Source organism: Dyadobacter sp. CY326 (genome assembly GCF_021390515.1).
GTDB lineage: Bacteria > Bacteroidota > Bacteroidia > Cytophagales > Spirosomataceae > Dyadobacter.
This window is the reverse complement of sequence record NZ_JAJUXI010000003.1, coordinates 242,610-258,724: the sequence shown is the minus strand read 5'-3', so window position 1 is coordinate 258,724 and position 16,115 is coordinate 242,610. Positions and strand designations below refer to the sequence as shown.

General features: G+C 45.8%; 16 protein-coding genes. 11 read left to right on the top strand and 5 right to left on the bottom strand.

The annotated features are described in order from the left end of the window. Positions 1-23 precede the first annotated feature (23 nt). Positions 24-1,346 (top strand): porin, encoded by a 1,323-nt coding sequence (locus LZG73_RS05510; protein WP_233846747.1) that lies wholly within the window; start codon positions 24-26, stop codon positions 1,344-1,346. On the opposite strand, the gene LZG73_RS05505 is transcribed toward LZG73_RS05510, so the two are convergent. After that, complete coding sequence (locus LZG73_RS05505) at positions 1,343-1,798, bottom strand: SRPBCC family protein (protein ID WP_233846745.1); 456 nt, start codon at positions 1,796-1,798, stop codon at positions 1,343-1,345. The two genes, LZG73_RS05510 and LZG73_RS05505, sit on opposite strands and share 4 nt — an antisense overlap. Before the next feature lie 111 nt (positions 1,799-1,909). Here LZG73_RS05505 and LZG73_RS05500 point away from each other — a divergent pair, with 111 nt between their 5' ends. Continuing rightward, a complete protein-coding gene (locus LZG73_RS05500) occupies positions 1,910-2,356 on the top strand; it encodes an SRPBCC domain-containing protein (RefSeq protein ID WP_233846743.1) in 447 nt (148 codons plus the stop codon). A 51-nt stretch (positions 2,357-2,407) separates the two neighbouring features. Here the strand turns inward: LZG73_RS05500 and LZG73_RS05495 are convergent, their stop codons facing one another. Beyond that, positions 2,408-4,525 carry a Tex family protein gene (locus tag LZG73_RS05495; RefSeq protein WP_233846742.1) on the bottom strand — a complete coding sequence of 706 codons (2,118 nt, stop codon included), beginning with the start codon at positions 4,523-4,525 and terminating at the stop codon, positions 2,408-2,410. 97 nt (positions 4,526-4,622) lie between these two features. Between LZG73_RS05495 and LZG73_RS05490 the strand changes: the two genes are divergently transcribed. From LZG73_RS05490 to LZG73_RS05480, 3 genes are all read left to right on the top strand, one after another. Then, positions 4,623-5,468 (top strand): ThuA domain-containing protein, encoded by an 846-nt coding sequence (locus tag LZG73_RS05490; protein WP_409014310.1) that lies wholly within the window; start codon positions 4,623-4,625, stop codon positions 5,466-5,468. A gap of 28 nt (positions 5,469-5,496) precedes the next feature. Then, entirely contained in the window at positions 5,497-6,399 is a 903-nt protein-coding gene (locus LZG73_RS05485) for a helix-turn-helix transcriptional regulator (protein WP_233846741.1), read from the top strand. A gap of 88 nt (positions 6,400-6,487) precedes the next feature. Beyond that, complete coding sequence (locus LZG73_RS05480; protein WP_233846740.1) at positions 6,488-6,943, top strand: SRPBCC domain-containing protein; 456 nt, start codon at positions 6,488-6,490, stop codon at positions 6,941-6,943. Here the strand turns inward: LZG73_RS05480 and LZG73_RS05475 are convergent, their stop codons facing one another. Then, on the bottom strand, positions 6,944-7,177 hold the full coding sequence (locus LZG73_RS05475; protein ID WP_233846739.1) for a hypothetical protein: 234 nt from the start codon (positions 7,175-7,177) through the stop codon (positions 6,944-6,946). Between the two features lie 56 nt (positions 7,178-7,233). Beyond that, positions 7,234-8,457: an RsmB/NOP family class I SAM-dependent RNA methyltransferase gene (locus LZG73_RS05470; protein ID WP_233846738.1), complete on the bottom strand. Its 1,224-nt coding sequence runs from the start codon at positions 8,455-8,457 to the stop codon at positions 7,234-7,236. Between the two features lie 109 nt (positions 8,458-8,566). On the opposite strand from LZG73_RS05470, the gene LZG73_RS05465 reads away from it, so the two are divergent. Then, complete coding sequence (locus LZG73_RS05465) at positions 8,567-9,805, top strand: sodium:proton antiporter (RefSeq protein ID WP_233846737.1); 1,239 nt, start codon at positions 8,567-8,569, stop codon at positions 9,803-9,805. 44 nt (positions 9,806-9,849) lie between these two features. Here the strand turns inward: LZG73_RS05465 and LZG73_RS05460 are convergent, their stop codons facing one another. After that, the gene (locus LZG73_RS05460) at positions 9,850-11,076 is read right to left on the bottom strand and encodes a GAF domain-containing sensor histidine kinase (RefSeq protein ID WP_233846736.1); all 1,227 of its coding nucleotides are present in this window, start codon (positions 11,074-11,076) and stop codon (positions 9,850-9,852) included. A 481-nt stretch (positions 11,077-11,557) separates the two neighbouring features. Between LZG73_RS05460 and LZG73_RS05455 the strand changes: the two genes are divergently transcribed. The 5 genes from LZG73_RS05455 to LZG73_RS05435 all read left to right on the top strand — a co-directional run bounded on the left by LZG73_RS05455 (position 11,558) and on the right by LZG73_RS05435 (position 16,101). Next, positions 11,558-11,995, top strand: a complete 438-nt coding sequence (locus LZG73_RS05455) for a DUF2147 domain-containing protein (protein ID WP_233846734.1) — start codon at positions 11,558-11,560, stop codon at positions 11,993-11,995. 137 nt (positions 11,996-12,132) lie between these two features. After that, positions 12,133-13,146, top strand: coding sequence for an LLM class flavin-dependent oxidoreductase (locus LZG73_RS05450; protein ID WP_233846732.1), 1,014 nt, complete (start codon positions 12,133-12,135; stop codon positions 13,144-13,146). A 36-nt stretch (positions 13,147-13,182) separates the two neighbouring features. Next, positions 13,183-14,124 (top strand): YafY family protein, encoded by a 942-nt coding sequence (locus tag LZG73_RS05445; protein WP_233846730.1) that lies wholly within the window; start codon positions 13,183-13,185, stop codon positions 14,122-14,124. After that, on the top strand, positions 14,121-14,657 hold the full coding sequence (locus LZG73_RS05440; RefSeq protein ID WP_233846728.1) for an NADPH-dependent FMN reductase: 537 nt from the start codon (positions 14,121-14,123) through the stop codon (positions 14,655-14,657). The genes LZG73_RS05445 and LZG73_RS05440 overlap by 4 nt, the downstream gene beginning before the upstream one ends. 157 nt (positions 14,658-14,814) lie before the next feature. Continuing rightward, positions 14,815-16,101 carry an O-acetylhomoserine aminocarboxypropyltransferase/cysteine synthase family protein gene (locus LZG73_RS05435; RefSeq protein WP_233846726.1) on the top strand — a complete coding sequence of 429 codons (1,287 nt, stop codon included), beginning with the start codon at positions 14,815-14,817 and terminating at the stop codon, positions 16,099-16,101. Positions 16,102-16,115: the final 14 nt, after the last annotated feature.

The window sequence follows — 16,115 nt, the reverse complement described above, 5'->3', positions numbered from 1 at the left end:
TTTCTGACACTAACTTCCTTATAATGAATTACCGTTTTGCCGGCAGCATTGTGTTTTTAATGCTGCTTTCCAACTCCCAGGCATTTTCACAACGATTCCTTATGGACCTTGTGGACACGACCAACCAGATGGGAAAAGGCATGCTTTCCATTTACCAGCGCTACAATCGGGTCAAAATAGGCGGTTACATTCAACCACAATTTCAATATATAGCAAAAGAAGGCGCTGAAACTTATAATGGCGGCAATTTTTCGCCCATGTCTAACAATCGCTTCATGCTGCGCCGCGGTCGTTTACGCGTGGATTATGCGCATTTGAATGATCACGCAGACCCTACTTCTTATTTCGTTTTCCAGTTCGACGGGACAGAGCGAGGCGTGGCCATTCGCGATTTTTGGGGACGATTTTACGAGAACAAATTCAAGATATTTGCACTGACAACCGGAATGTTTGCCCGGCCATTTGGATACGAAATTAACCTTTCGTCGGCAAACAGGGAGAGCCCGGAACGTGGAAGAATGTCACAAATACTGATGAAAACGGAACGGGATATCGGCGCTATGCTAACGGTCACCAGCCGGCAATCTGTTCGATGGCGTCAGAAATTAAAGCTTGATATTGGTGTTTTTAATGGCCAGGGCGTGGCTGGTCCTGTGGATTACGACAGTCACAAAGATGTGATCGGGCGGCTCAGTTTGAAGCCAACGAAGCTGCCGTCGTTTGGAAACTTCATCATATCTGCGGGAATTTCTGGTTACAAAGGTGGCATCACCAGTCAGGGTGAAACGCTATACCGGACGAAAATCAGTGCGGGCGAATATGTAATGCTGCGCGATTCGTCCGCTACAAATTACCGAAAAACAGCACCGAGAAATTATGCAGGAGCAGATTTCCAAATCTCGATTCCGAACGTGAAGGGTGAAACGGAATTCCGGTTCGAATACATTCGCGGGCAGCAGACTGCCACATTCGCAAGCAGCGAAACGCCCGGCGAATATCCGGTCACGAACGGAATAAAAGACCCGCTTTACATCCGCAAGTTTGACGGCGCTTACTTTTATTATGTGCAAAACCTGGGCAGTCTCCAACACCAGTTTGTGCTTAAATATGATTGGTACGACCCGAACAAGCTTGTGTCAGGCACCGAAATTGCCGACAACAAAGGCTTTACCAAAGCTGACCTTCGATATGACACCATTGGAATGGGCTACGTTTACATTCCCAACGAATCGCTGAAATTCATGTTCTATTATGATTTTGTGAAAAACGAAAAGTCTGCTGTTCGTGGATTTGAGCGCGACGCACCGGACGACATTTTCACGGCAAGGGTTCAATACAGCTTCTAATTGCCAAAGCGTTCGATCAGCACTTTCTTTCTGTATTCAAAGATCTGGGTAACCTCATTTTTGACAAAAAGTGCATTGACAATGTCGCCTATGAAACCCAATGGCACGTTGTAGTTCAAAATATCTTCCATCAAGACTCCGCCTTCAACGGCCGTGAACCGATGCTGATGATGCCAAAACGCATACGGACCAAACCGCTGCTCATCTACAAAATACTGCTTATCAGCAACATGCGTTATTTCGGTGCACCATTTCAACGGAATTCCCATAACCGGTTTGACAATGTAACGAATGATTTGTCCCGCATACATTGCGCCGCCATGGTGTTTAGAAGTGACAATAAAACCCATTTTCGCAGGCGTAATTTCCTTTAAATTCGCAGGATTGGAAAAGAATGACCACGCTTCATCCAGTGAAATCGGGAGCGTTTGCGTAAAGTATAATTCTTGCACTGTTTGACTTTTTTGTGTTTGATTAATATACGGAAAAATCCACTTTATAGACCAAATTATGACCATTGGCACGGTTTTCAATATTTATTGGCATGACCTAATTCCAAAAACATGAACAGAGAACTTATTGCAACTACGTCCATGTCGATCTATTCCAGCCCCGCATCGGTTTGGAAAGCATTGATCGATCCAGAAATTGTCAAAAAATATATGTACGGCGCGGAAGTGTATTCTGACTGGCAAGTCGGCAGCCCGATCACTTACAAAGGAGTTTGGGACGGCCAACCATACGAAGACAAAGGAATCATTCTGGAATTCATTCCGCAACGCGTGCTGAGTTACACTTATTGGAGTCCGTTATCCGGGACGGATGATTTTGAAGACAATTACGCGCACATTACATATCACATTTCTGGATTTGACGACGAAACGACGGTTACTATTACGCAGGACAATCTGCAAACCGATGAGGCTGTTGTCGCCGCCGAAGAAAACTGGATGAAAGTGCTCCGGAATATCAAGCAGATTGTTGAAGACGATCGCAAGCACGTTCTTTGATGCATTAGCAAAAAGCCAATCCGAGTTACTGCCCGGATTGGCTTAGTACATTTATAACTTCATGCTTAGCGCAATGCGCTTTCTTGCTAAGTCCACCTCCGTGACTTTCACACTTACAATTTGTTGAAGCTTCACCACTTCATTCGGATCTCTGATAAATTTGTCAGCCATTTGCGAAACATGGACAAGCCCGTCTTGCTTCACACCAACATCCACAAATGCGCCGAACGCAGTAATATTGGTGACGATTCCCGGCAACACCATGCCCACCTTTAAATCCTCAGGCTTCCTGACCGAGCTGTCGAATTCGAACTGCTTAACGCCTTCGCGTGGATCGCGTGATGGTTTTTCGAGTTCAAGCAGAATGTCTTTCAATGTAGGAAGCCCAACCGAATCACTAATGTAATTCTCCGGCTTGATTTGCTTTCTCAGCTCAGACTTTTGCATCAGGTCTTTGATCGTCGCGCCTGCATCTTTGGCCATTTGACCGACCAAATCATAACGTTCAGGATGTACTGCACTGTTATCCAATGGATTAGCACCATTTTCAATGCGTAAAAACCCTGCCGCCTGCTCATAAGCTTTCGATCCGAGCCGCGGCACTTTCAATAATTGCTGCCTTGATTTGAAGTCGCCGTTTTTTGCCCTAAAATCCACGATATTCTGCGCCAGAGCCGTTCCAAGGCCCGATACATAACGCAAAAGATGCTTGCTTGCCGTGTTGAGATTTACGCCTACGGAATTTACGCAGCTTTCCACGACTGTATCCAAAGCATTTCGCAATGAATTCTGGTCTACATCGTGCTGATACTGACCGACACCAATGGATTTGGGGTCAATTTTGACGAGCTCAGCCAACGGGTCCATCAAGCGCCGCCCTATGGAAACAGAGCCACGAACGGTTACATCCTTATCCGGAAACTCTTCGCGCGCAACATCCGAAGCAGAATAAATTGAAGCGCCCTGCTCGCTGACCATGAACAAGCCAACTTCCTCAGCTTTACCAGCTGACGCCAAAAGCTTCCTGACAAAGTCCTCCGTTTCGCGACCGGCCGTTCCATTTCCCACAGCAATCGCTTCAATCTTAAACTTTTGAATCAAATCAGATAGCCTTGCATTGGCATCGCCCGGCTTGTCAAACGGATAAATAACCTGGTCCGCGTTGAGGTTGCCCTGGCTGTCCAGCACAACAACCTTACAACCAGTCCGGTAACCGGGATCAATTGCCAGAACATTCTTTTGACCCAAAGGAGATGCGAGCAAAAGTTGTCTTAGATTTTCAGTAAAGACCTGAATAGCAGCAATGTCCGCTTTTTCCTTTGATAAATTGGCGAATTCGGTTTCAATGGAAGGTTTCAATAGTCGCTTGTAACTGTCTGAAATGGCAAGCTCCATTTGCGTCAAAACCGCTGGCGGACCTTTGCGGAACAACCGGTCCAAAGCCTCAATGGCCTGATCCTCATCGGGCGAAATGCTGACATTCAAAATGCCCTCTTCCTCACCCCGCCGAATGGCCAGCAAGCGATGCGAGGGAATACGCGATAAAGGCTCTGAAAAATCAAAATAATCCCGATATTTTACGCCTTCTTCCTCCTTTTTCTTCTTGACTTTTGAAGTAATCACCGCCCCACGCTGAAAAAGATTCCGAATCCGCGATCTGGAATCCTGATTTTCATTGATCCACTCCGCAATAATGTCTCGGGCTCCCTGCAATGCATCTTCAACTGAGCCAACCTGATCATTCAAAAACTCCTTTGCTTTGCGCTCAGGATCAGACTCTTTACCATTGAAAATCAACTGTGCGAGCGGTTCAAGGCCACGTTCGATGGCCATTCCCGCGCGTGTTTTTCTTTTCTGTTTATAGGGAAGATAAATGTCCTCTAATTCCAGCAGCGAGAAGACGTTTTCCAGCTTCTTACGAAGTTCCGGCGTCAATTTCCCCTGCTCGTCAATGCTTTTTAATATGACTTCGCGGCGCTTTTCAACTTCTTGTTGCTTTTGCCAAGAATCCTTAATCGCCCCAATCTGCACTTCATCCAAACCGCCAGTCGCCTCTTTCCGGTAACGCGAGATAAATGGCAAAGTCGCGCCTTCCTCAAAAAGCTGAATTGTCTTTCTGACCTGCTTCTCGGAAATAGCAGTTTGCTGGGCAATGAGGGAATAATTCATGGTTTAAAAACGGGTAAATGTAAGCGGCGTGGCCAAAATTATTTCCGCAAATAAAGCAGATATTCGTAGATTTAGTGACTTTAACTTTCCTAAACCGATGCATCATTTTTTCAAAATTCGCAGCATAAGCGTGCTGTCCGCCATGTTGCTGTTATTGCTGATCACACCGAACGCGCAGGCACAGCCCAATGCTAAATTCAAAGTAATCGCCTTTTTTACTGGAAAAAATGACCGTGCACATGTCAGTTTTGTGGGCGAGGCCAACAAGCGGTTTCCTGAGATGGCGAGGCAGAATAACTTTACGTATGATTCAACAAGCAATTGGAACAACCTGAATGATGCGTTCTTAGCGAAATATCAGGTGGTGCTGTTCCTGGATACGCGGCCTGAAACGCCTTCTCAGCGCGAGGCTTTTCAAAAATACATTGAAAAAGGCGGCGGCTGGCTGGGATTTCATTTTGCAGCATTTGCGCTGACGCCCTCTGCTTACCCGCAAAACTGGGATTGGTATCACAATGAATTCTTGGGCTCTGGTCAATATAAAAGCAACACCTGGCGGCCAACTTCCGCAATCCTGAAAGTGGAAGATCCCAAAAGCCTTGTTACCAAAAGCATTTCCGGAACCATGAAAGCATCACCCAATGAATGGTATCGCTGGGAAAATGATTTGAAAGCGAACCCCAACATTCAAGTGCTGTTGTCCATTGATCCTTCCAGTTTTCCGCTCGGAACGGGTCCTAAGGAGCATGAGATTTGGCACAGCGGTTATTATCCCGTTGTTTGGACCAATAAAAAATACAACATGGTTTACATGAATATGGGCCACAATGACATTGATTATGAGCACAATACGAATAAGGAGCTTTCATTTACATTTGATAATCCCGCGCAGAGCAAACTGATTGCAGACGCGATCCTGTGGTTGGGGAATGCGAAAAAGTAGTTTTTTGATTGATCTAAATGTTTTGAAAATGGAAGAAAGGCAGTCGCGGGAGTTTGATAAGGGCAAAATGTCGGGTGTTTTATGGCAATGTGATGGGATTCGGATTGGACACGCTGTCTCGAAATTTACTGAACTGTCCAGCTTCTCGTCGAGCAGCAAAACGGATGTTGTGCGTATGCATTTTGGCATGCGCGGCAATTACAGCTTCGATTACAAGCAGCTCAACAAGACATATGACCTCATTGGCGGCCATCATAACATCATGTATTCCAGCGACTTCGATATGGTGGTCACCAACAAGACGCTCGAACTCGAAACATTCGGCATTCAATTTCCCAAAGAACTGTTTGTTCAGTTCACTGCCGGTTCGAGCGATGCATTGAAACGGTTTTCGCAAGGCATCATGGAAGGAAAAAGCGTGATTCTTTCTGACAAATGGGGCGTGATCGACGCGCCTATTCAGCAGGTTATACAGCAGATTATTCATTGCAAATACGCCGATGACCTCAAAAAGCTTTTCCTTTTATCTAAAAGCATTGAATTGTTGGTTTTGTGCGCAGATGCAGTCAGCGTCTCGCAGGATAAAAAGGAGATTTACATTAAAAACGCGACGGACAAAGAAAAGATCATTGCCGTTCGCGACCTTATTCATGAGCGCGTGCATTGCCCGCCCAACCTCACTGAAATTGCCCAATCAGTGGGTTTGAATGAATATAAGCTCAAACGCGGGTTTAAGGAGACATTTAACAACACCGTTTTCGGCTATTTGACGGATCAGCGGCTCGCGCTGGCGCGTCAGTATTTGCTCGACACTGAACAAACTGCCGCTGAAATCGCAACCACGCTCGGATATGCGACGCCTCAACATTTCAATAATGCATTCAAAAAGAAGTTTGGCGTAACTCCTTATTCGGTTAGAAATAATCCGTGAAACGCAATCAGAACCGGCGCGAAAGCCATTAACATTGCGGAAGATTACAACTCATTCATCATTTACAACACGCAAAACCGAATAGAAAATGGCAGAACAACGCATTATCAGAAACAGCATTACCATTGACGCTCCCGCGTCAGAAGTTTGGGATGCACTCGTTAACCCGGAAAAAACGAAACAATATATGTTTGGTTGCGAGACCGTTTCCGACTGGAAAGTGGGAAGTGAATTGCTTTGGCAGGGTGAATATGAGGGTAAAAATATGGTGCACGTGAAGGGAGAAATCGTCGAAATCGAACCGGAGCAATTGCTCATTTACACAACCATTGACCCCAATTCAAACATTGACGACACGTCAGAAAACTATCTGAATGTGACCTATGAACTTATTCCGGAGGGAGAAAAGACGATTTTGAACGTCAGCCAGGGAGATTATTCGACTGTGGCAGACGGTGAGCGGCGTTACCAGGATTCCTACAACAATGGAGAAGGCTGGAACCCCATTCTTGTAGAAATCAAAAAGCTGGTTGAAAAAGGTTAATTAAGGATTTCCCGACTCGATCGCCCCCACCTGTTCCTCATCGGTTTCCTGCGCGGGCTCATCGGAATCGACCTTTGAGCCTGTGCTCACTTCGGGTGCGTCCGTTCCCGGCACATCCGGAGTGGGATTCATTGGGGCCATTTGGCCCGGTTCCGGGTAACTTGGCGCAGGCGGCTGCTTATCCGGCGCCTCTGCAACCAGCGTGTAATATGCTTCGTTTATCAAAAATTCCATAGTCTTTATATTTATTTTGCCTAAAATGGAAAAAACCATGCCCTAAGCCTGCCCGACTATTTCTTTTGCAACAAAGCCATATAAAACCCGTCCGACTGATCCTTTGAAGGCGAAGTGCGGTGCGCCGAAATGAACTTCCAATCCGCCTTATTGGCCCGCATGAAGCGTTTTACCTGATTTTCTGATTCGGAAGGAAGAATGCTGCAAGTTGCATAAACCATTTTCCCGCCGGGCTTCACCATTTGGCTATATGTTGTCAAAATATGCCATTGTACTTTCTTTATTTCTTCCAAAAATTGCGGTTTCAGCTTCCATTTCGAGTCCGGATTTCTTCTTAAAACTCCTAAACCCGAACACGGCACGTCCAAAAGCAACCGATCCGCTGTCCCGGCGAGCTTTTCAATGATCTCGTCAGATTGAATAACCATCGTTTCAAGATTTTTGACGCCATTCCTGCTTGCGCGTTTTGTCAGTTCTTGCAGCTTATGGTATTCAATGTCCATCGCGAGAATGGAGCCTTCATTTTGAAGCAATGCTGCAATGTGCAATGTTTTGCCGCCGGCACCGGCACAAGCATCAATCACACTTTGTCCCGGCTGAATGTCCAGATAAGGCGCAATAAGCTGAGAACCAACGTCCTGAACTTCGAAAAAACCTTGCTTAAATGCTTCCTGATTCAAGACATTCTGCCGCTTATTCAGGATCAGTGCATCCGGCAAACCATCAACTTGCGCTGTCCCATCTTCACCGAAAAGCTCTTTAACCGAATCAATGCTTGCTTTCAACGTATTAACCCTGATAACCAGCGGAGCCTGTTCATTTAATGCAGCAATCTCACCTTCCCAATTATTTCCTAGTTCCAGCGCGCCAAGTTCATCAATCCAATCCGGAATCGATTGGGCGATTTTGCGCTCGGCAAATCCTTCGTGATATTTTGCCAAAACGTCCGCAGCGTCAATGCTGGCAAATTCCGGCCAGTCCGGAAGGGCGCTTTCTTCCTCAGTTCTTAACTGCAATGGCTTGATCAGCTGCCAAACGCCCACAATTTCCCAAAACTCCTCCGTCTCGTCAACGCGATCGAGCCCCGCCGAAAATTTGATCAACCGCCACCAGCGCACAATTTCATAGGTGTTGCCGGCAATGAATGCACGGTCGCGGGCGCCCCATTTCTTATTGGATTTCAAAAGCTGCTCGACAACGCGATCTGCGTGGCGGTTCTTTATAAAAATGCTTTCCAACGCCTCCACAGTCGCCGCAACCAGTCCTTTATATAGTTTCAAGATTCTTCTGTTTAATGTCTGCGTCTATTTCCGTTGGTAAAATTGGCGATGTCTGTCAAACAAAACAATATGTAAACGTCAAAGGCATGGTTTTTAGAGCCGGACAATTATGGATAGTTACATGGTTACGCTCACAATTATTGGAATTGCCACGCTCGGAATGGCCTGGATGCCTTCATTCACCAAGGTCACCGGCATTTCCGACTCGGTTGTGTATGTGCTGCTGGGCGTAATCGTTTACCAGCTTTTCGACTTCCTCCCCCATCCCAGTCCGCTGTTATTTAATGTGCAGACGATTCACCTGACAGAATTGGTCGTCGTGATTTCGCTGATGGGGACCGGTTTGAAAATTGACAAACCATTTTCTTTTAAATCGTGGAATGTCCCGTTTCGCATGTTAACTATCACAATGGTGCTATGCATTGCAGCGGTGGCTTTTATTGCTTACTGGTTTCTAAAATTTGACCTTGCTTCTGCCCTGCTTCTAGGAGCGGTGCTCGCACCCACGGACCCAGTTTTGGCCGCAGATGTGCAGGTGGGGCCGCCTATGGGTGAGATAAAGGACGAAGTCCGCTTCTCGCTTACGGCCGAAGCCGGAATGAATGACGGCATGGCGTTTCCTTTCACGTGGCTGGCTATTTTGCTTGCCGGTTCGGCAACCGGGAATTTCAGCGAAGTGATGGGCGAATGGCTGACCATTGATCTTGCATATAAAATCGGGGCCGGTGTGATCTTTGGGATCGGTTTGGGCTGGGTCGTCGCTTATTTAATCTTCAACTTTTCAGAAAAACGGGATTCGATAAGCCTGAATGATGGATTCATTGCCGTAGCAGCTGCTCTTTCGATTTTTGGGTTGGTGGAACTCCTTGGTGCTTATGGATTTGTCTCGGTTTTTGTCGCGTCGCTCACGATTCGTAATTATGAACTCAATCACGAATTTCACAAGGATTTGCACAGCTTTTCGGATCAGACGGAGCGAATCCTGGTTGCAATCGTTTTGTTGATCTTCGGTGGAAGTTTGGTCAATGGCATTCTGGAACATTTAACCTGGTCCTACGCGTTACTGGCAGCATTTTTTTTGCTCGTGATCCGGCCGGTTTCTTCACTCATTGCGCTTATTGGCACAAAATTGCACTTCAAGGAACGGATGGGAATTGGCTTTTATGGCATCCGCGGCGTCGGATCTTTTTATTATCTCGCCTTTGCATTGCAAAAAGAAACCTTTTATATGGGCGACGAATTGTGGTCGACCGTTTCATTTATCGTCTTGTTATCCGTTCTCATTCATGGGACGACGGCCACAAGGGTGATGTCCAAGCTTGAAAAGAAGTTTTCCCGGAATGCATAACCCAATATTCGGATGCACTGGGAAAACCTCCTTTCAGGCCCAAGCTAGTAAATGTGCTGCGGCAAGTTAACCTCGAAAGTCGTGCCTTCGCCAATAACGGATTCAATGACCATATTGCCATCCAGGCTGTCAACCAGGTGTTTAACAAGCGCCAGCCCAAAACCAAATCCTTGTTCACCCACTGTCCCGCCTGTCGATGTTGCACTGCCGGACAAAATGGCTTGCCTGCTCTCTTCCGGCATGCCAACGCCTGTGTCGATAACTGCAATTTGCAAGGTTGGCACATCCGGGTTGATAATGAGTTGAAGATCAACTGTCACGGAACCCCCCGGAGGCGTAAACTTGATCGCATTGGAGATCAGATTTCCTGTTATTTGAAGCAATTTGCTCTTAGACACAGGAATGTGTTCGGTTAACGGACTCGTATTGACGTAAAATGTAATGTTTTTATGAACCGCCTGCGGACCGTAGAGTTTTACGAGTTTGTCTTTGAACATGATCAAATCAAACCGGTTCTTATCCTGGCCATTAGACTGCCCCGAAATCTTTTTCTCCTTATGCGATTCCAGAATTTCTTCCGCAAGGTCAAGAATGGAATTACCGCTTTTATGGATCAGGTTTGCAAATTCAAGCACTTCGTCCATTTGATTGCTATCTCCCTGATCCCGAATGATTTGTGCTAGTCCTACAATGCCGCCAAGCGGGCCGCGAATGTCATGCGCTACTTTTTTCTGCGTTTGCTTTGCATCATTGAGCTTTGCACGGAGCGTTTCGAGCACTTTATAGGTTTTTAATCGACTTACGATCTCGTCCGCAATAATCTTCATCAGCTCAATCTTCTCAGGATCAAGTGTCCTGCGTTCCCGATCCAACACGCACAATGCGCCTATATGCATGCCGCCGCTCGTTTTTAACGGCACTCCATAATAATAACGAACCTTTGGGTCGCCCGTAACGTAAAATTTATCTTTAAACCGATTATCCTCCGAAAGATCAGCCACTTCGAAAGATTCTGGTTCCATAATCGTGTATTGACAAACCGAATCTTCGCGAAGCATTTGATCAAGGTCAAGCCCAAAGTTGGAAATTGTCCACTGCGTCAGTGAATCGATCAGATTGACTAGCGAAATGGTTGTGCCGGTGACTTTTGCGGCGAGCTTGGCGAGATCCTTGAATGTTCCCTGGTGATCTGAGTAATCAATGTCAAAATCTGAAAGGGTTAGCAACCTTTGCATTTCATTATCGGGAATCGGAGGCAAATTTTCTGGCACGTGATATAAAGGCTGGTTGTTATGCGAATAAAATTACAAAAGGAATTAATTCTAGAATTAATTCGCGTAAAATAATTGTAAATGACAGGAAGCACGACTTTTGTAAACAATGTTCTACAAGCGCTTATAGGACTAGCATTTTTTACGAAATCCATAGATTAGGAACCGCAAAGCCTGCAAGAGCCTCTTGGAATAATTCAGCATTGCTTTTGGGCGAAGTGTTGTATATTGTGCGATAGACCCGCAAGTATATTTATAACTTATTCCTGATGCCAAAGCCATTCTAAGAATCTAACATCGTAAGAATTGAATTCTATCATTGTTAGATTAATAAACGTTAATAGATAAATGCGTATAAACTGCATACTGGCTGATTAGGATTTTTATAGCTTTTTTACAGTTTACTTCGAATCATTTCAGTTATTGAACAATTTCCAGATGCCAGGAGCGCTTAGCAACGCCATTTTTTAAAATTTCACGAATGACCAAAATTACTTTTACAATATTTTTCGTATTTATATTCTTTACCAGCTTCGCTCAGAATGGAGCTGCCGACAAGATTTTGGGAGAATGGGTTAATGAAGAAAAAGATACCCGCATTGAAATCTACAAGACGGGAAATCAGTATGCAGGCAAACTAGTTTGGTCGCTTGATTTGCTGGAAGCTGATGGCCTGACGCCTAAGAAGGACGTTAATAATACGAATGAGAAACTTCGAACCCGCAGCATGTTAAACATTGATTTGCTGAAAAACTTCATTTTTAGTGACGGACTTTGGGACGAAGGCAAAATGTATGATCCCAAAAGTGGCAAAACTTACAACTGCCTGATCAAGCTGCGCAACGAAAAAATGGAAGTTCGTGGTTATGTTGGCATTCCCCTCCTAGGCAGGACCACTTACTGGGAACGCGTGCTATAACCCTGTTAATGAGACATCTCCGTCTCTAATGATGATGCAAGAAATGGCAGTATACGGCAGGGAAGCACTTTTTTATCCATTTACAGGGAATACAAATGCCAAAGCTGTTGTTGTTCACACAAATAGAGAACACGAGCATGGATCATATAAAATTAGGAATACTAGACCAATCCGTCGTAAGGCAAGGCGCAACTGTGCGCGACGCCATCAATGAAACCATTGCCACAGCCATCCTGGCAGAAGATCTTGGATACAGCAGGTTTTGGGTTTCGGAACACCATAACTCTACATTTATTGCCGGCTCCACACCAGAAGTGCTCATGGTGAAGATTGCCGATGCAACGTCTCACATCCGCGTTGGTTCCGGCGGCATTATGCTGCCTAATCATAGCGCATTGAAAGTTGCCGAAAATTTTAGAATGCTTGAAACGCTGTTTCCGGGCCGCATTGACCTTGGAATGGGGCGTGCGCCAGGGACTGATCGCGTTACTTCATCCGTATTGAACCCTTCCAATGATTTCAGTGAGAGCAGTTATCTGCGCCAACTGGATCATTTGCAGCACTTTTTTAGAGACACAGCAGGAACAGAACGCGGATTTATTTATGCTTCTCCCCAATCGGCTACAATTCCTGAGCAATGGATATTGAGTTCGAGCGGCGGCAGCAGCAACATAGCAGCGCGTTTTGGACTTAAATTGGCCGTTGCCAAATTTATCAACGGCTTTGTTCGCCCGGATGTTATTGAAACTTACCGCAAGAACTTCCGCCCATCCGATCAGAATCCCGAGCCGCACGCCGTTCTTTCGGTGTTTGTGCTTTGCGGTGAAACGGAGGAAAAGGCGCTTGAAATGCGCAAGATGATGGATTACATTCTCGTCGAATTTGAAAAAGGTAAATTTGGACCATTTCCGGATGCAGCGACTGTCAAAAATTATCAATTCACGGCTGGCGAGCTCGAAAGAATCCGTTACAACAGCGGCAGAATCGTCTCCGGAACGAAAGAAGATGTAAAGGAACAACTTACCAAGCTGGCCGCAGACTTCGGTGTGGACGAAATTATCCTTTCCACTATGTCTGACAGCAATGAAGATCGAATCAAGTCATTTGAGCTAATTTCCGAGGCATTTAATTTGAGAGAAACGGTTCAATAAGGCTATTTTTGTGACGAATCCGTTAGCCCGTCACAAATGAACCGTTTTGATCGCATTACTGCCATATTAATTCAGTTGCAATCGCGCAAGATTGTAAAGGCTCAGGATCTCGCAGAGCGGTTTGAAATCAGTTTGCGGACCGTATACAGAGATATCAGCTCGTTGGCAGAAGCGGGCGTGCCGATCATTGGGGAGGCAGGTGTGGGTTATTCGATCATGGATGGCTATCGCCTGCCTCCTGTTATGTTTACGAAAGAGGAAGCGCGCACTTTCATCACCGCCGAAAAGTTGATGGCAAAATTCACCGACCTTTCTACGCAGTCGCAATATCAGTCTGCCATGTTCAAGATCAAGGCAGTGTTGCGGAGCAGCGAGAAATCAATGGTTGAACACCTGGAAAACCACATTGAAGTAAGGCAGTCGGCAAAGCCATTTTATGCTGAAAACAGCAACACGCTGGATGTTTTGCTGAAAAGCATTACGGAAAAGAAGATTTCGAAGATTAAATACAGCTCGCTAAGCGTTCAGGATCTTACGGAGCGGGTAATTGAGCCAGTCGGCATTTACCACGAAAACGATTATTGGTACACCATTGCCTATTGCCATTTACGCAACAATTACCGCAACTTCCGCTCCGACCGCATTCTGCAAATAGAGCTGACTGAAAAAGATTTCCAGCACAAGCATGCGCCACTGAAAGACTTCCTGTCACATGCCTGGGATACGCAAAATCTGCGCTTGATCCGCATTAAGATTGATAAAAGACAGGCGCAATACATTCATAATCAGCGCTATTATTACGGATTTGTATCTGAGATCGTGACCGACGACGGCGTCGAAATGAGTTTCCTCAGCGCTTCTTTTGAAGGATTTGCGCGTTGGTATTTGATGCTCGCGGCAAGCGCCTGCATATTGGAACCGGAATCATTAAAGGACATTGTGAAACGCCTGCTCGTTGATATTTCAGCAAAATTATGATAGTGAAAACAATCAAACTGCTGGGCATATCAGGCAGTCTTCGCGCCGATTCAACAAACACGCTCATCCTGAAAACCATGCGCAACCTCCTTCCAGCGCATGCGGAGCTCGAAATATTTGAAGGCCTGGACGAGATGCCGCATTTTAGTCCGGGGATTCCGGAAACCGAGGGCGTAACGAGGTTTAAACAAGCAATTCTGGATGCGGATGGTGTAATCATTTGCACGCCCGAATATGCATTTGGTGTGCCAGGCACATTGAAAAATGGATTGGACTGGACCGTTGCAACGGGTGAGTTCAATGACAAACCTGTCTCCGCAATCAGCGCTTCTCCGCTCAATAGTGGCGGTGATAAAGCCCTTGCCTCGCTCCTGCTCACACTTACCGCGCTTGGAACGCGCCGCAATGAAGCGAGCGCACTTTCCATTCCCAACATTAAAATGAAGATCGGTTCTGAACAGCAAATTGCGGACGAGCCAACATTGCATGCGCTGAAACAGCAGTGTGACAATTTGTTAGCATTGATTTTGTGAACCGTCGTTCAATAAGTCGGTTTGGTTTGTAATTATGCAATGCATTATATTGGTAAAATGATAGAAAATATGTCTCTGATAAAAGACTACAATTTCTATATGCTAAATATTATAATTCATACATTTGATATCCATCCACTTTTAAAACGTCAAGAAAATGAAATTTGAAACCCTGCAACTCCATGCCGGACAGCAACCAGATCCTGCAACCAATTCACGGGCTGTCCCCATTTATCAGACTACTTCCTATGTGTTCAATAATGCCGAACATGCAGCTAACCTGTTCGCATTGAAAGAGTTCGGGAACATTTACTCCCGGATCATGAATCCAACCAATGATGTTTTTGAGAAAAGAGTGGCTGCACTTGAAGGCGGCGTGGCTGCTTTGGCGACCGCTTCGGGACATTCGGCGCAGTTCATTGCGATTAATAACATTACGACAGTTGGCGATAATTTCGTGACCACGTCATTCCTATATGGCGGATCGTTCAACCAATTCAAGAATTCCTTTAAAAACATTGGCGTTGAAGCGCGATTTGCTGATGGCGACGACGTGAACAGTTTTGAAAAGCTGATCGATGACAGAACGAAATTCATTTATCTCGAAACAATCGGCAATCCAAGTTACAGCGTCCCGGATTTTGAAGCTTTCGCGGCCCTGGCCAACAAATATGACCTCCCGCTGATCGTAGACAACACTTTTGGAGCAGCCGGAGCCATTTTTCAACCAATAAAATACGGAGCGCATATCGTTGTGCAGTCTGCCACAAAGTGGATCGGCGGACACGGAACATCCATTGGCGGCGTGATTGTAGATGCCGGAACTTACAACTGGGGCAACGGCAAGTTCAAGCAATTCACCGAACCGTCACCAAGTTACCACGGAATTGTTTTAAATGATGTTTTCGGCATCGGCGGACCGTTTGGAAACATTCAGTTCATCATTCGTGCACGCGTAGAAGGTTTGCGTGACTGGGGTCCTTCCCTATCGCCATTTAACGGTTTCTTGTTCCTGCAAGGCCTTGAAACGCTGACATTGCGCGTGGAAAGAATTGCTGAAAACGCATTAAGACTGGCTCAATGGCTTGAAAATCAGCCACAAGTCGAAAGCGTTAATTATATTGGATTGGAGAATAACAGATATCACGAACTTGCCAAAAAATACCTGACACGCGGTTATGGCGGGGTGCTTTCGTTTACATTGAAAGGCGACAGGGCAACAGCAGAAAAATTCGTCGATAACCTGAAACTGATCAGCAACCTCGCCAATGTCGGCGACGCAAAAACGCTTATCATTCACCCGGCATCCACGACGCACTCGCAATTGAATGAGATCGAGCAAGTTTCAGCCGGTGTACACCCAACGCAACTTCGGATTTCAACCGGGATAGAGCACATTGACGACATCATCGCGGACATTGAAGGCGCGTTCGGAGTGCTTTAAAATTAAGTTGTCAG

Excerpts from the sequence above, each read along its gene's own strand:
- LZG73_RS05500 (WP_233846743.1), top strand. The coding sequence starts at position 1,910 with ATGAACAGAGAACTTATTGCAACTACGTCCATGTCGATCTATTCCAGC.
- LZG73_RS05455 (WP_233846734.1), top strand. The coding sequence starts at position 11,558 with ATGACCAAAATTACTTTTACAATATTTTTCGTATTTATATTCTTTACC.
- LZG73_RS05435 (WP_233846726.1), top strand. The coding sequence starts at position 14,815 with ATGAAATTTGAAACCCTGCAACTCCATGCCGGACAGCAACCAGATCCT.
- LZG73_RS05490 (WP_409014310.1), top strand. The coding sequence starts at position 4,623 with ATGCATCATTTTTTCAAAATTCGCAGCATAAGCGTGCTGTCCGCCATG.
- LZG73_RS05445 (WP_233846730.1), top strand. The coding sequence starts at position 13,183 with ATGAACCGTTTTGATCGCATTACTGCCATATTAATTCAGTTGCAATCG.
- LZG73_RS05440 (WP_233846728.1), top strand. The coding sequence starts at position 14,121 with ATGATAGTGAAAACAATCAAACTGCTGGGCATATCAGGCAGTCTTCGC.
- LZG73_RS05485 (WP_233846741.1), top strand. The coding sequence starts at position 5,497 with ATGGAAGAAAGGCAGTCGCGGGAGTTTGATAAGGGCAAAATGTCGGGT.
- LZG73_RS05480 (WP_233846740.1), top strand. The coding sequence starts at position 6,488 with ATGGCAGAACAACGCATTATCAGAAACAGCATTACCATTGACGCTCCC.
- LZG73_RS05465 (WP_233846737.1), top strand. The coding sequence starts at position 8,567 with ATGGATAGTTACATGGTTACGCTCACAATTATTGGAATTGCCACGCTC.
- LZG73_RS05475 (WP_233846739.1), bottom strand. The coding sequence starts at position 7,177 with ATGGAATTTTTGATAAACGAAGCATATTACACGCTGGTTGCAGAGGCG.
- LZG73_RS05495 (WP_233846742.1), bottom strand. The coding sequence starts at position 4,525 with ATGAATTATTCCCTCATTGCCCAGCAAACTGCTATTTCCGAGAAGCAG.
- LZG73_RS05510 (WP_233846747.1), top strand. The coding sequence starts at position 24 with ATGAATTACCGTTTTGCCGGCAGCATTGTGTTTTTAATGCTGCTTTCC.
- LZG73_RS05450 (WP_233846732.1), top strand. The coding sequence starts at position 12,133 with ATGGATCATATAAAATTAGGAATACTAGACCAATCCGTCGTAAGGCAA.